The organism is Autumnicola edwardsiae, from assembly GCF_031846505.1.
Lineage (GTDB): Bacteria > Bacteroidota > Bacteroidia > Flavobacteriales > Flavobacteriaceae > Autumnicola > Autumnicola edwardsiae.
In genome coordinates this window covers 1-15,589 of record NZ_JAVRHP010000075.1, presented here as the reverse complement: position 1 = coordinate 15,589, position 15,589 = coordinate 1, and the positions used below count along the sequence as shown (strand labels likewise).

The 15,589-nt window shown below is 42.0% G+C and carries 14 protein-coding genes; 1 reads left to right on the top strand and 13 read right to left on the bottom strand.

Annotated elements, in window-relative coordinates:
• Window positions 1-229: 229 nt before the first annotated feature.
• From RM529_RS12780 to xrtF, 13 genes are all read right to left on the bottom strand, one after another.
• Entirely contained in the window at window positions 230-550 is a 321-nt protein-coding gene (locus RM529_RS12780; protein ID WP_311485170.1) for a four-helix bundle copper-binding protein, read from the bottom strand.
• 116 nt (window positions 551-666) lie between these two features.
• A complete protein-coding gene (locus RM529_RS12775) occupies window positions 667-1,680 on the bottom strand; it encodes an SDR family oxidoreductase (protein ID WP_311485169.1) in 1,014 nt (337 codons plus the stop codon).
• A gap of 11 nt (window positions 1,681-1,691) precedes the next feature.
• Window positions 1,692-2,327 (bottom strand): hypothetical protein, encoded by a 636-nt coding sequence (locus tag RM529_RS12770; RefSeq protein WP_311485168.1) that lies wholly within the window; start codon window positions 2,325-2,327, stop codon window positions 1,692-1,694.
• 27 nt (window positions 2,328-2,354) lie between these two features.
• Window positions 2,355-3,677 (bottom strand): amylo-alpha-1,6-glucosidase, encoded by a 1,323-nt coding sequence (locus RM529_RS12765; RefSeq protein ID WP_311485167.1) that lies wholly within the window; start codon window positions 3,675-3,677, stop codon window positions 2,355-2,357.
• Window positions 3,678-3,690: 13 nt separating this feature from the next.
• Window positions 3,691-5,193, bottom strand: coding sequence for a vitamin K epoxide reductase family protein (locus RM529_RS12760; RefSeq protein WP_311485166.1), 1,503 nt, complete (start codon window positions 5,191-5,193; stop codon window positions 3,691-3,693).
• A 111-nt stretch (window positions 5,194-5,304) separates the two neighbouring features.
• Window positions 5,305-5,871, bottom strand: coding sequence for a helix-turn-helix domain-containing protein (locus tag RM529_RS12755; RefSeq protein ID WP_311485165.1), 567 nt, complete (start codon window positions 5,869-5,871; stop codon window positions 5,305-5,307).
• A gap of 78 nt (window positions 5,872-5,949) precedes the next feature.
• Window positions 5,950-6,519 carry a DUF3347 domain-containing protein gene (locus RM529_RS12750; RefSeq protein ID WP_311485164.1) on the bottom strand — a complete coding sequence of 190 codons (570 nt, stop codon included), beginning with the start codon at window positions 6,517-6,519 and terminating at the stop codon, window positions 5,950-5,952.
• A gap of 25 nt (window positions 6,520-6,544) precedes the next feature.
• A complete protein-coding gene (locus tag RM529_RS12745; protein ID WP_311485163.1) occupies window positions 6,545-8,263 on the bottom strand; it encodes an efflux RND transporter periplasmic adaptor subunit in 1,719 nt (572 codons plus the stop codon).
• Window positions 8,263-9,555: a TolC family protein gene (locus tag RM529_RS12740; protein WP_311485162.1), complete on the bottom strand. Its 1,293-nt coding sequence runs from the start codon at window positions 9,553-9,555 to the stop codon at window positions 8,263-8,265. The genes RM529_RS12745 and RM529_RS12740 overlap by 1 nt, the downstream gene beginning before the upstream one ends.
• 8 nt (window positions 9,556-9,563) lie before the next feature.
• Window positions 9,564-13,421 (bottom strand): efflux RND transporter permease subunit, encoded by a 3,858-nt coding sequence (locus tag RM529_RS12735; RefSeq protein WP_311485161.1) that lies wholly within the window; start codon window positions 13,419-13,421, stop codon window positions 9,564-9,566.
• A 116-nt stretch (window positions 13,422-13,537) separates the two neighbouring features.
• Window positions 13,538-13,942 (bottom strand): HYC_CC_PP family protein, encoded by a 405-nt coding sequence (locus RM529_RS12730; RefSeq protein ID WP_311485160.1) that lies wholly within the window; start codon window positions 13,940-13,942, stop codon window positions 13,538-13,540.
• 86 nt (window positions 13,943-14,028) lie between these two features.
• Entirely contained in the window at window positions 14,029-14,496 is a 468-nt protein-coding gene (locus RM529_RS12725) for an exosortase F system-associated membrane protein (RefSeq protein WP_311485159.1), read from the bottom strand.
• Window positions 14,493-15,038, bottom strand: coding sequence for an exosortase family protein XrtF (gene xrtF, locus RM529_RS12720; RefSeq protein ID WP_311485158.1), 546 nt, complete (start codon window positions 15,036-15,038; stop codon window positions 14,493-14,495). The genes RM529_RS12725 and xrtF overlap by 4 nt, the downstream gene beginning before the upstream one ends.
• Before the next feature lie 86 nt (window positions 15,039-15,124).
• Here xrtF and RM529_RS12715 point away from each other — a divergent pair, with 86 nt between their 5' ends.
• On the top strand, window positions 15,125-15,580 hold the full coding sequence (locus RM529_RS12715) for a GAF domain-containing protein (protein WP_311485157.1): 456 nt from the start codon (window positions 15,125-15,127) through the stop codon (window positions 15,578-15,580).
• The last annotated feature ends 9 nt before the right edge of the window (window positions 15,581-15,589 follow it).

Genomic DNA, 15,589 nt, shown 5'->3' with positions numbered 1-15,589 from the left:
AGGTGTGTTTCATGGTTTTCTAAATCGAACAACCAAAATTAAAGCATCTATTCTGAATTCATTAATCAAATTATTGGATTTTCTTTCGTTTTCTTTCGCATCCTGAAGGTTAGAAACCGAAAGAACAGCTAAAAAATGTAGATTTTCCGGCACACATTTCCAGGCCAATTAAGGGAAATAGAAAAAGCCCGAAAATCCGGGCTTTTCCTATATTATCTTGTTTTAGATATTACGCAGCAAATTCCCGACATGCTTTTTCACATTCTCTACAGGCTTTTGCACAGTCTTTACAATGCTGCGATTCATGCTTTTCACATTCTTCGGCACACTCCCTGCACACTTTCTCACAATAGGCCACAAGATCTCCCGAATTGGAATCTTTTATGGCTAATATTTGTACCAGTGCCGCACAGGCTTCTGCACAAACTTTGTCCAGCCGTATACAAGGGACCATCTTTTTCAAATTATCTTCATCCAGGCACGCATCTGAACAATAATTACAGTGATTAATACAGTTTCCTAACGCGTGAATCAATTTCTCGTTTCTCATAATACTTAATTTTTATTGGTTAATATATAATTTACGATTTCATAAATTGGCGGCCTCTTAAGCTTTTTATAATAACATCTTTATTTTCTATTAAAAAGGGAGAGCACCAAATAGTTTTACTTCCATAATCTCAGTAATACTGTTCCCAAAACCCCCACGCCAACTAAACCTAGTGCCTTCCTGTTCTCCACAAGTTTATCATACAAACTGTAGTTCTGTGCCTTTTCTGAAAATGAGCCGTAAGTTCCCTGATCCCCGGGCACAGGTTTCCAAAGATTGTTCTCCCTGTCTGGATCTTCGGGTTCACTCGTGAGTTGACCACTAATACCATTTTTAGCCATAAAATAATCCAGGTATTCTGGAACGAGTTTATTGCCCCAGATGGTCTTTACTGTTGAGAAGCCAACCATTCTAAGCCTCTGCCCCGTGTTGCAAACATCTACAATTGCCCGGGCGGCTACCTCTGGCTGAAAGATTTTTCCCATGGGCTTTGGCTTTTTGTCAAACCGGGATTTTACCCAGCCAAATTGGGTAGTGTCCATGGCTGGAAGGTGCACGATAGACAGGTTTACGTTTATATCGTCATGTAAAAGCTCTGCTCTTAGCGAATCAAAAAAGCCCTGAATAGCGTGTTTAGAACCGCAGTAAGCCGATTGCAGCGGAATCCCGCGGTAAGATAAAGCTGAACCTACGTGAATAATGCTTCCGGAGTCACGGGCTTTCATTCGTTTTAATGCGGAGAGTGTGCCATAAACCTGACCCAGGTAAGTGACCTCTGTTACCCTTTTGTACTCTTCAGGCTCCATATCTATTACTTTACTAAATACACTTACCATGGCATTGTTCACCCATACATCGATTGGCCCAATATTTTCTTCAGCAAAATTTGCCGCAGCTTCCACTTGCTCAGGGTTTGCCACGTCTGCCATATAAATCCAGGCCTGTCCACCGGCCTTTTCCACTTCTCTTTTTGCACCTTCAAGCCCGTCATTTCCTCTTGCCACCAGCAAGATCCTGGCACCTCTTTTCGCAAATTCTCTTGCGGTAGCTCTTCCAACCCCGCCGGAAGCTCCCGTAATCACGACTACTTCATTCTTACTACCCTTGCTCTCTTTTTTCATCTCTCTCATCCTCTTATTCATTATTTTTCTTGTTCTTCAATTTCAATTTTATGCACAAGAAAATCCGTTAACTTTTTCCACTGAAATTTCTGTACGCCTGCCCACCCGGCTTCAGCTACAATCGTATTTACAAACACGCGCTGCCCGGCCTTATGATCCTGGTTATTTATCCCTTCATTTTTTCCAATTTCGGAAGCTTTGATCTTCCTGTCCCTCATTTCTACCCTAAACGTACTGCTGGCTTCCTCAGCAAAAAAATGTTCGATCTCCTGTTCCTTATCACGTTCTTCAGGATCTTTACTGGGACTAACAGTAAACTCTGCCAGATTATCCTTTTCCTTAATATCTGTTACTAAGACCCAGTTCTCCGGAACGGGTCCCGGCAGCACTATTTTTATAAAATCGTACATTTCAGGCTTCTTCGATTTCTTTTTTGTTCCCGTAGCGCTGTACAAGGTGAAGGACGAAGAAATTCCCGGCATTCTTGTCCATTGATTTACATCAAAAAGTTTGCTGACAGATCTTTTAAATTCCTGCTTTGTCTCTTCCCGGGTAGAGAATTCATTTTCGCTGGAATAGGTTTTATCTTTGGTAGCCTCACCTTTCATTACCTTCTTCTCCCCTTTAAGCTTCTGAAAAAAATCTTTAATACCCATTTTTACAACTATTTATTCCTTTATTTCCTAACAATTATATGAATTGCTTTTCTTGCCATTACGGCAGCTCTGCTCTTCCTTTTCTTCCTCTTCCATCCTGATCATATCTGTAATTAGACCTGCCCAGGTGAAGTCTTTGGCTCCATAACCCTCTCCTGTAAACGGGTTGTAGTATTCCCTAAACCCGCTCTTTTCTATTAGTCTCCTTATACTTTTTATAAGCTTTTCAGATTCCTGTTTGTGTCCCTGTTTTATTAATAAACCATGTAGAAACCAGTTATTTACTATCCACGTGGGTCCTCTCCATATAAAAACAGATGCTGAAGGATCAAATGACGGATCATTTTTTGCCACTGATGGAATAGGAAACTCCGCATCAAATTCTTTACTGTCAAAAAAGTGAGTCTGAAGTACTCCTCTTTTTATTTCCTCCGGAATATCCTTTAAAACCACGGGATAAAAAATAGTGGGAGTAAGCACTTTAATCTGAATATTGTTCTTTCCGTGGAGATCATAAAATGCTTTATCTTCTTTATTGTACATCAACCCGAGGATAGCCGCAGTAACTTCCTCCTGAAGTAGTGAAAATTCTTCGGCTTCCGGATCTTCTAAAATTTTGCAAATATTTGCCATTGACTGTAGATTACAGGTGTAAATGGTATTGAAACCAACGTCTTTTACCAAAAAATAACCTTTTTCATAAATCCTGTCTAAATCATAGTTGTTCAGAAAATTTCGGACATCTACGTTTACCACCTTCAGCATCAAATCCCAGGCAGCCTTTTTGTTCTTTCTGCCCAAGACGACATCATAAGTTGGTTTCCAGTCCATTCCCGATTCAAAAGGGGATATTATCGTCAACAATCTATCCCCGTCAAAATCCCGGTTTTCTGCAAACCAGCGATAATATTTTTTAAGTTTGGGCAGCATTTTTTGAAGAAAAGCCTTGTCCCCGGTAGCCTCAAATATTCTCTCTACGGCCTGAGCCGCCATAGGAGGCTGCACCAGGGAGCTCATATGGCTTTTATAGAAGTTTTTATAATTAAATTTAGATTGAAAAAAATCGGTTAATCTGCCAGGTTTTAACCGGTCCCAGTAAATCATGTGACCCACAAAACCATTATCCTCTTGTTTAGAGAACAGGCTTAATATGTGCTCTTTTGCCATGTCATGTTCCCCTAGGGCGTTCAGAATAAAAACGTGAAAGCAGGTATCCCAAAAGAACTGATAGGGATACCTCTCAGGCGACGGTTTTGTATAATGGAAATCTGTCTTGCCGTCCCGCTGCTTCTTGATCATATTTTCATGTATGATCTTCCTGGTCTCTTTAAAAAGCATTTCGTTAGTCATGGACTTTCTTTTGTTATTTCACATATTTATCCCATAGTCCATAATTCTCTTTTTTGGGCCCGCGTGGAAAGGACAATACAATAATCAATAATCCAATTATCGTCCCGGTTATATTTAAGCCTATAGTCCCGTCTTTTACAATCCAGGGGCCAACAGCAATTGCAAGGCCCAACAGGATATTAAGATACCGGCCCCTGCGTACAATCTCACCCATACATATTACTGATACGACAACTATAAGCGAACCACTTAAATGAAAGATATTAGCTGCAGTGGTCTCTATCTCCACTCCAAACACTGCGGGACCAAACATTGCCGCAATTCCCAGTACGGTGGAAACTGCCAGGGTCCACGGCACACTCATCCCCCAAACCGATGCTTTAAAAACTTCGGCAGGTTTGTTTGGGAATTTCATTAATTTGGTAGTGCGGTTATCCATGTTTTCTTCAAAAGGTTTTCCACCCTTCCAAAAAACTTCCCACATATTATCTCCCCGGCGTTTTGCCTGTACCATGTGTTGTCCCATAGCCACTACTTCATCCAGTTCAAGCGGAATCATTGGCAGCATGATAGCCGCGGCAAGCAGGCAGAAGGTGCACCACTCGCCCACAATTACAGGTTGTGAGATCACTAAAAATATATGTACCAGCCCCAGTGGTATTACCAGGATCCCAAAGAAAGTGACCATCCACGGCATGGTTCGCCAGCGGGATGGGCTTCCCATCCAGCCCATCAGAAATTCGAAGGTATAAGCCAGTGCACCAAAAGCCCCGTCAGAAACCGGTAAAGAATGGGACATGTTGGAATTTAGAACTTTGATAGAACTCTCCCCAAAAAACGGATCCCATACAAAATCGCTGTAACCTAATTGAAAAGCTCCAAGGTATCTGGAAACCAGCCATCCAAAAAAGCCCAGCCCTATCATAATCCAACGCTGCGGCCAGCTGGAAGGATTATAGGTCCAGCCGGGGGGAACCTTGGAGCCCATTTTCATATAAGTGATCATATTCGGCATGCCCGGGATAAGAATGGTCAATGCAATTATGAGAGCACCAACAATAGTATCGTTCAGATAAATAAAGGAAGCGGGGGCCCAGAAAATTACCGGAGCAAAATTTAGCCATATCCCTACAAAACATGCAATCCAGAGGCTGATTGGCCGATTTGGGGTGAGCGAACGCCACCCAAAGAAAACCAGGAGCAAACCGGAAATAATGTCGCTCCACTCCATAAAACTAACACGCATGGCATCGGTAAGCCAAATGGAACGACCACCTGAAGGCTGAACAATATTTTTACCGTAATCGAAGGTAAATGGGGAAGAAAGCATCCAAATTCCGAGGAGGATAATGGTCCAGTAAATCCACAGGGTTTGCTTATGGTGCATGTGCAACATCTCCATCCTGTCCATTCCTCCGTCTTTATCTTTATCCTTAGAATCGTGATTTGACATTGGCCGGCTCACCCCTCTGGATGCCATTCCATGATCTCCATCTCCCATAATCTCAATTTTCAAGTACTAAACTTTCAATTAAACAACACTCAAAATGTGTTAAACTTAAAGTTAGTCTGAATTTATTACGGAGACCTTTAAAATTATGGTAAAACCTTACACTTTTAAGGGAAATTAAACAGCATCCAGGCTGTTGCGGGTATTTAGATGTTTGGCCTTATAAGAGGAAGGGCTAATTCCCGTGGCTTTTCTAAAACTGGTGGAAAGATAGGCCGCACTGGAATAACCCATTTCCAAAGCAATTTCAGAAATGCTGAGTTCGTCGTACTCGAGTAGCTCCTTTATCCGTTCAATTTTTATGGAATTCTGAAAACCCTGTATACTTTGTCCTTCACTTTTACTGAACAAGTTGGTAAGATAACTGTAATCGTAATGAAGGCGGTCACTTAATATATTAGAGAGGTTTAAATTCTTAAGACCCTCTTCATAAACCTGTTCAATTATTACAGATTTGATGCTGTTAATTATGCGCTCCGGTTTCTTCTGAAGCAGTTCAAATCCTACTTTTTTAAATTCCTTCTGAAGTTCGTGCAACTCCATATCTGTTAGCGGCCTGTCAAGAATGGCTTCACCAAGGGACACTTCACTAAAAGGAATTTCTAAACCTGAAAGAATTTCACGCACCGTAGTTTTACAACGGCCGCAAACCACATTTTTAATATGAATTGTAGTTTTTTCCAAAAGTTGTTTTTTTTTCGGAAATAATTGCCCGTCCGACATCAAAACCGGACAGGCAATTTCTTCTGAATTAGATATTCTTTAGTTCAAGGTCTGCTCCACTCTCCCGCATTTCAACATCTTATCCCCAAAATAAGGATTTCTTATTTCCTTAGAACTGGAAAACCAATAATCGCCCTGCCCTTCAAAAGCCATTGGGCAGTACTGTTTATAGATTTCTCCAGATGCCAAAGCCCCTTCCAAAACAGGCTGCATAGTCGCTGTTAATTCTGAAAAAGCTTCCCGCTGCTGGTTTACATCTTCGGTTTCAGCAATTTTTCGTGCCGGCTCCACCAGTTCCGATCCTTCAGAATCTTCCTCTAAAGTGCTTATCAAATTATCTGCAGCATCCTGAGCTTCCGAAGCATTGGTACGCACCAAAGCATCTTTAACTTCTATATAAGCATTAAAAATTTGTGCGGTAGCTTCTTCGGTGAATTCCGGAGAAGACTCCCTAGCCTCTTCATTTTGACCGGCCACAGTATCCTGGCGCATTTCATTTTGCATTGGCGGCGCCATCTCTTCATTTTCCTTATTTTCTCTACAGGAGGTTAAGGTTATACTTCCTGCGATCGCAGCAAAAAACATTGCATTTCTAAAAATTTTTTTCATGATTCTGTCATTTTTATATTTAAAGTTAATTGATTTCTTTGGAAACCTCACCACAAGTTAACATTGCTTCTCCATAATAAGGATTTCGAATTTCGCGGGAAAGGCTAAGCCAGTCAGCACCGCGGTCATTATCTGCCATTGGGCAGTGCTGGACAAATAGTTTTTGATTTACAGGCGGAAAAGTGGAAACAAAATTGATCATCACTTCAGAAAGTTCATCAAAATTACTCCGCATTCCTGAAATATCCCCGGCTGCAGCAACTGCTTTATTCCGGTTTTGTAACTGTTTTTTAAACTGTTCCATCGTATTCCTTACCTCCCCGGAAAATCTATCAAGATCGATATTTGCCACTTTTCGACCCAGGCTTATTGCGGCTTCCTTTGCAGCTTCAAAATCATCGTTCACCAACGCATCTTTTAACAGCAGATAATTTTCTATAACAGCTGCAGCCTCATTTCTGGCCTCTTCAGGCAGTTTAAAAGTCTCATTTAATACCTCCTGGTTAATATCTGGATTCATCATACTGGGTTTTCCCGCCAATTGCACGGCCGCATCTACAGTAAAAGTTCCGTTTACCACAATTTCATCCCCTTCCTGCAGTCCGTTTTCTATAACATAGCTATCACCCAAAGAAGGTCCCAAAGTAACTTCCTGTAATTTAAAACCTGCGCCATTTTCCAAATCTGATTTTATATAAACCAAAGAACGCTCTCCCGTCCACAATACTGCAGATTTTGGTACTACAATTTCTGCTGAAGTTTCCTCTCCCACCTGATTTTTAACTACTCCTGAAGCAAACATCCCCGGTTTTAACCTTCCGTTTTCATTATCAACCTCAACTCTCGCCATCGCCACGCGTGTACTGGAATCCAGCAAAGGATCGATAAATTCAATTTCTCCGGTAAAAGTCTCGCCGGGAATCGACCTGATGGTATATTCTACCGTACTTCCTTCTTCTATCCAGCCGAGTTCGCTCTCATAAAGATCAAAAACCACCCAAACTTCCTCAAGATTGGAAATTTCATACACCGGCATTCCCTGCTCCAGGTAGTCGCCCTGGTCGGCAATTTTTTCAGAAACAATTCCGCTCACATCAGCCGTTATTGGAAATCGCTGGTTTGCTTGCCCGGAACTTAAGATCTGCTGAATCTGGTTTTCTCCAATTTTCCAGTTTCTCAATTTCTGTTTTGCAGCTTCAAAAAGTTCCGGCTGACTTTCTTTAATTTCCTGTGCCTGCAGCAGTTCTTCCTGCGCAGTGACCAATTGTGGCGAATAAACCGTTGCCAGCGTCTGCCCCCGGCTCACACTTTCGCCGGTAAAGTTTACCCGCAACTGCTCTATTCTTCCGGGAATATGCGTGGCCTGGGTGTAAGTATTCCGTTCATCTACCACCACTTTTCCGTTTAAACGGACTTCCTTTTGGGCATTTCCGCTACCCACTATCATTGTCCTTACATTGGCAAGTTTTAGCGCATTTTCACTCATCCTGTAAACCGACGGATCTCCGCTCGCGCTTTCTTCGGAAACGGGAATAAGATCCATTCCGCAAATTGGGCAATCGCCAGGCTCCTCTTGCCGAATCTGGGGGTGCATTGAGCAGGTCCAGATTTCATTTTCTTCCATCGCTTCATGATCATGTTGAGGTGATGCTTCAGTAACGTCTGAAGGTTTTAGAAGCCAGCCAACAAGACCGCCAATAAGCAAAGTCGCCAAAATGATTACAATATTTTTCCTGTTTTTCATTAGTCCCTATTTTTGTTAATAAAGAAGTAATCCAGCTTCGCATTGGCCACAAAAGCATCTTTTAGTGCTTCTATTTTCTGAAGCTGAAGCATTAGAATATCCTGGTTCATTTGCAAGACTTCCTCGAAATCACCGGTCGCATTACTAAAAGCCGATATTTGCAATTTATTGGCCTGCTCAGAACTTTCCAGCTGCCGGTCGTAAAGCGCAATTAACTGCTGTGATTTATTCAGTTTATAGCGCGTCATCTCCAGTTCGCTCTTCATTTTATTAATTTTCGCCTGCTTATTTTGCTGAACTGCTGTTTCCATAAGTTCGGCTTCTTTTTGTGCCGCTCTGTATTTTTTTCTGAAGATCGGCAGGCTCACCGAAAGCATCGGCATGATCGCGTCCTGCCCGTTATCTACCGGATTTGCATCTGTTCTTTCTGAAATTACCGAGTAATCCACCCCAATTCCAATTTGCGGAAGTCCGTTTTTTCTCGCCACCACCTGCTGACTCTCATAAGCTTCAGCCTGGCGGTTAAACTGAATGATCGCAGGATGTTCTTCAAAATTCTGCTCCTCCTGAAGCGAAATTTCAGCATCATAAAGTGGCTGCTGAATTGTTAAGGTGTCCGCAACAACAATCTTTGCATTTCCGGTACGGTTTATCAGGAAATTGAATTGCTTTTTCCTGGTTTGCAGTTCCTCTTCCAGCAACAGAATTTCGGTAAGTACCTGCTCCCGCTCAATATCTATTTTCACGACATTCACCATTGGAGCGCTCCCGGCCTCAAACTTCCGAAGCGCCAGTTGGCGGTAAGAATCTAGGATTTCCAGGTTTTCACGCTTCACCTGAATGGTGGCCGATATTTGGTAAATTTCGGCATAGGCCGATTTTACATCGTAAAAAAGATTCCCCCGCACATCCAGGTATTCCTGAAATTTTGCTTCAGCCATTAAATCGGCCGCTGTTGCTTTCGCTTTTAACGTTCCAAACCACGGAAACATCTGCATTAGCGAAAAACGCGCTTCCTGTGCTCCTAACCGGGTTTCTACCATTCTTCCAAACGCACTCACGGTAAATGTAGGATCTGGTAGACTGGAAACCTGCGGCGACTGCTGCAAAGCTGCTTCAAAAGCCGTGTAAGCAGCCTGCACTTCGGGATTATTATCTGCAGCAATTTGGAGATAATTGTCCAAATCCTGGGCGTATCCCCCCAGCCCCCAAAGAAAAAAAAGGAAAAAGCCCCCTAACCCCCGGAGGGGGGATTTAAATTTTATAAAGAATAATTTCATAAATGATTTCATAATAATTTTTAATTATTGGGAACCTGGTTGTCCTCCCCCTTCGGGGGAGTTAGAGGGGGCTCTGGGGAGGGGCTTCTTTCCCGCCAATACGCCTGTAAAACCGGCACCACGAAAATTGTCATGATCTGGATCAGCATTCCGCCCACTATCGGTATCGCCATTGGCACCATAATATCGGAACCTTTTCCTGTGGAAGTTAACACCGGAAATAACGCAATTATCGTCACCGCAGTAGTCATCATTGCCGGCCTTACCCGTTTTTTACCGGCTTCCATTACCGCATCCCTAACTTCCCGAACCGTTTTAGGTTTTCTTTCTTCAAAAACCTGGTGGATATAAGTCCCCATTAAAACACCATCGTCTGTTGCAATTCCGAAGAGGGCGATAAATCCTACCCAAACTGCGACACTAAGATTAACTGTTCCCATTTGAAACAAATCTCTCATATTCATCCCCGAAACCGCAAAATCCATAAACCATTCCTGTCCGTAAAGCCAGATCATGATAAAACCGCCCGCAAAAGCCACAAAAACTCCTGAGAAATGAATGGTGGAGGCGATCACTGTTTTAAACTGAAAATACAGCAACAGGAAAATAATTATTAAACAAATGGGTATCAGAATAGAAAGACGTTTTACCGCACGTACCTGGTTTTCATAATTTCCCGAGAACTTGTAGCTAATTCCTGCAGGAACCACCAGTTCACCTGCATCTATTTTCTCCTGAATATACGCCTGCGCATCATTCACCACATCTACCTCTGCGTAATTCTCCCGCTTATCAAACAGCACATAACCGGTCAAAAAAGTGTCTTCACTTTTTATCATTTGCGGGCCACGCTCGTAATTTAGATCGGCAAGTTCTCCTAACGGAATCTGCGCTCCGGAATTTGTTGGCACCAGGATCCTTTTTATAGCTTCGGGATCGTCCCGAAGTTCCCGCGGATACCTCACCCTAACCGGAAAACGTTCCCGTCCTTCTACAGTAGAGGTAATTTCCATTCCGCCAATTGCGGTTTCTATCGTCTGCTGAACATCTTCTATACTCAATCCATACCTCGCGATGGCATTTCGGTCTATGTCTATCTCCAGATAAGGTTTCCCAACAACCCGGTCTGCAAAAACAGCCTCAGATTTAACTGAAGGGACTTCTTTTAACAACTGTTCCAGCTGAATTCCGAATTCCTGGATACTTTGCAGCTCGGGTCCGTATACTTTTATTCCCATAGGAGCCCGCATCCCGGTTTGCAACATCACCAGCCTTGTTTCTATAGGCTGAAGTTTTGGTGCTGAGGTAACTCCCGGCAGATTCGTCCTCTGTACAATTTCGTCCCAGATATCATCGGGATTTTGGATGTGTTCTCGCCAATTCCGGTAATACTTTCCGTCTTCATCTGCAACAAGCTGCTCCGCTGAAATATTTTGTTGAATTCCTTCCGCATTTGTTACAGAATCCCCAGACTTTAGGATAAACCTGTCATCTTCGTCTACCTTAAAAGCCATTAGTTTACCTTCTTCAGAAAGCATAAATTCCGGCTTATAGTTGATGATATTTTCAAACATAGAAATAGGCGCGGGATCCAAGGCACTTTCCACTCTTCCCATTTTTCCCACAGCCACTTCAACTTCAGGAATCGACGCAACAGCAATATCCAGTTGGCGCACGGTATTTTGGGTTTCTTCTATTCCCGCATGTGGCATCGTGGTAGGCATCAGTAAATAACTCCCTTCATTTAAAGAAGGCATAAATTCTTTTCCCACGCCGGGAAAGGTATGTGCGAGACCAGACCAGACGCTTGTTTTTCTCACGTCCCAACCCGTTTTTTCGAGTCCGTTAGCTACAAAACCAAACAAATTAGGAAAGCCAAACCAGATCATTATTCCGAAGAAAATAGTGATAAGCGGCAAAAGCAGAAATTTGCCTTTATTGACCAGGCACCAGGTGAGAATCGGTTCGTAATACCGAACCACCGCCATTAAAAACAGCAGTGTGAGCGCCAGTAAAATGATGACAAAAATGTAATTTGTAAATAAAGAATTCTGAAAACCAAGCGGCATCCATTCTTCCGAAAGGAAAAGTACCGTTACCGCCACAATGATCCCGAGGATAATATTCTCTGAATATTTGCCCAATAATTGGGGTTTTTGAGCATCGACTATTTTGAGGATCCCGATAAGCGTAAGTGCCAGCGGAAGCCAGAATTCAAAAATGATTGCCAGTATAATTCCTGAAACAATCAGAATAATGTTCCAGATTCTCTGAGTCCGCTTTCGATCTATTTTAAAGTTGAAGGCAAAGTAGGAAAGCATCGGTAAAATCAATATTCCTACTACAAAAGCTGCGGCAATGGCGAAAGTTTTGGTAAACGCCAGCGGCCGGAAAAGTTTTCCTTCAGCATTTTCCATAAAGAAAACCGGAAGAAAACTCACTACGGTAGTCGCCAAAGCAGTGGTCACCGCCGGTGCAACTTCTATGGTCGCTTTATGAATAATTCCCAGCAGTTTATTTCCGGTCGCATTTTTATTTTCTGGAAATTCCAGGTGCCGGATAGTATTCTCAACAAAGACAATCCCAACATCCACCATGACCCCGATTGCAATTGCAATACCGGAAAGCGCCACCACGTTGGCGTCTACATTAAAATACCGCATCACAATAAACGTCATTAATACCGCGACCGGCAACAGACTGGAAATTAAAAACGACGCTCTTAAATTGAGCACTAGTACAATTATTACAATTATGCTGATTAAGATTTCGTGAGAAAGTGCAGTTTCCAAGGTACCAATGGTTTCGTTGATCAACTGCATACGATCATAAAAAGGCACAATGGTAAGCTGACTCTCGGTTCCATCGGCCAGCGTTTTTGTGGGTAAGCCTGATGAAATTTCTGCAATTTTCTCTTTAGTATTCTTAATTACCTGCAGCGGATTTGACCCGTAACGGGCAACCACCACTCCGCCAACAACTTCGGCGCCTCCCTTATCCAGTAACCCGCGGCGTTGTGCAGGCCCCAGATGAACTTCTGCGATATCACGGATTAAGATCGGAGTATTTTCATTTTCTGAAACAACCGTGTTTTCTATATCTTCAATAGATTCTATATAACCCAGACCGCGAACAAGATATTCCACCTTGTTCACTTCCATTGTTTTTGCACCTACATCGCGATTGGAATTTTGGACCGCCATCATCACCTGGTCTATGCCGATGTTGTATGCTTTTAAAGCATCGGGATTAACATCTATCTGATATTCCTGAACGTAGCCACCAACTGAAGCAACTTCGGAAACACCTTGAGTTCCGCTTAGGCCAAGTTTTACATAATAATCCTGAATTCTCCTTAGTTCGTGAAGATCCCAGCCTCCGGTAACATTCCCATCAGGATCGCGGCCCTCGAGGGTGTACCAAAAAACCTGCCCCAAAGCAGTAGCATCTGGACCCAACGCCGGTTGTGCATCTGGAGGCAGTAAGCCTGCGGGAAGCGAATTCAGTTTTTCCAGGACACGGGATCGTGACCAGTAAAATTCCACATCTTCTTCAAAAATTATGTAGATGCTGGAAAACCCAAACATGGAAGAACTCCGAATGGATTTTACTCCGGGAATTCCGAGCAAGGAGGTGGTAAGCGGATAGGTGATCTGGTCCTCAATATCCTGCGGGGAACGGCCGGGCCAGTCTGTAAAAACGATCTGCTGATTTTCACCAATATCGGGGATAGCATCTACAGGAACAGGATCGTTAGGTAAAAACCCGGTGCTCCAGTTAAATGGAGCCGTTACGATTCCCCATCCTACTAAAAACAGGAGCAGGATCACGGCGACCAGCCGGTTGTACAGGAAATATTTTATAACTTTACTGAACATTCTTTTGATAATTTAAAGATGAAATGCTTCAGAAAAATCCGGAAGGAGATTTCTGAAAAAGGTGTAACTATGCCTTTAGAGAAAGCTTAGCCTACCAAATAAAACATCTCTAAATATCAAATAAGAAAAACGCTGTCTACCAGATGTATATCTGTGACCAGCAAAGGCGGGGAATAATCTTTAAACGGAATTACCTGTTCCGGAAGTCCTTCGAACAGGTTGATGTAAGTCCAGGTAAATGTGGTTAAAAACAGCTGTTGATCCAGATCGAAAGACTGGAAATTATGTTTTAGCTCATCCTGACCTTCTACAGCTACTTTTTCGTTACTGCAACAAGAATCCTCCTCAATAGTATCTTTAGAAGACATCATTTCCATCCCGCAGGTTTCAGCTTTGGCCAAAATTGCAGTGTCTACCAATATGCTTCCGCAGAAATGTTTATCTACCGTAAAAGATACGGTAGAAAACAGCACTACAAAAGCCATTACTATGGAAATACTATTATAAAGTGAGTTTTTCATCAGCTACAAAAATACAACTTTTTTAATAATCAGCAGATTACAAAAATATAAGAAGACAAAAATACGACAGAATTGAATACGCTGCTTTAGGTATTTTTAGAAAAACTTTCAATTTCACCGGAATTCCTGTTCCTGAGACGGTAATAATAAAAAGCAGGAAGTAAAATCAGGATAAAGACGGGATGTATTAAAAACCTTCTTACATAGAAGAGGGCGAGAAAATGCTCATTTTCGATATTCAGCAGTAAATAAATAAAGATGCTTCCTGCCAGGATAAAAAGGATACCGTATAGCAGGGCACTAAATTTTAGAATATTTTTATCGAGAAAAGCAACATAGATAATGGCAAGGGAGATCGTGGTATTGACGGTAAAACGCAAAAAAACATTCAGCACCAAAGGCCAGAAATCAAATTTTGGAATCTGGCTGTGCAGGTAATCCCGCTGGTAAAAATGGATTAGAGGGTCATAAAAAAGCTCATTTTCGAAATACCGCACCATTACCAGTAGAACTACAAGTACAGAAATCCCTGTTATTTTTCTTTTTTGCTTCATTTTTTTACTGATTTAGAAAAAAGCTGCACCCAAAGCACCCAGAGAATAAAGACTGTCCCATAGATTATAAGCGGAAAAACGATGCTGTGCAAGAATGACGAATACTGCGGATATTCATAAAGTCCAATCGCCAAAATGGCAATTCTTATAATATTCATCGCATAAATAATTACCGAGCCCGCCAGGATGTATAGCAGAGTAGCTTTAAGCTTTCCGAAGAAAGACAGGATAAAAGCAGTAAAGAGGATAATAATACTAACCGAGTTACAACCTTCCACTATCCTGGCCAGGTAATTTTCGTTCACAAAAAGTTTCATAGAGGGCTCTGTTTGATGCGGAATTACCGTAGCATTGTAGCCAAAGGAACTGATAAGCGCCTCACTTTGCACGCCAACAATATGAGTTAGAAAATCGGGAAAATAGACTTCAGATTTGAAAAAAATAAGGTAGGCATTGTAGAACATCGAAAAGACAAAGTAGCTCCCCAGGAACATAAAAATGAAGCGAAGTACCGAACTGTATTTTCGAAATAGCTGAAGCAAAAAGTCTAACGTTTTAACAAATTTATACAAATACTAAAGCTTGCCGACTATAAAAAAGTAAATACTTTTGCATAAAATATTAAGCTATGTCATTTAAAAAATTAAAATCCCAGGTTGAAGAAATAATTGGAGGAGGAACTTCTGTAGAAGGCCGGCTTACCGCCATTTGTGAACTCTTGCAGGAGAATGTAGATTATTACGACTGGGTTGGCTTTTACTTTAAGAATGGCAATAAGGAAGAATTGAAATTACATTCTTTTGCCGGAGAACCTACAGATCACACTATTATTCCCTTTGGGAAGGGGATTTGTGGGCAGGTTGCTGTTTCCAATGAAAATTTTGTGGTGCCAGATGTAAAAGCACAGGATAATTATATTGCCTGCAGCATAAATGTAAAGGCCGAAATCGTGGTTCCGTTATTTGTAGATGGCGAAAATATTGGTCAAATTGATATCGATTCCCACACTGCCGATCCTTTTTCTAAAGAAGATGAAGAATTTTTAGAGTGGGTGAATAAGAAAGTAGCAAGAATTGTAGGATAGATAGTTTGG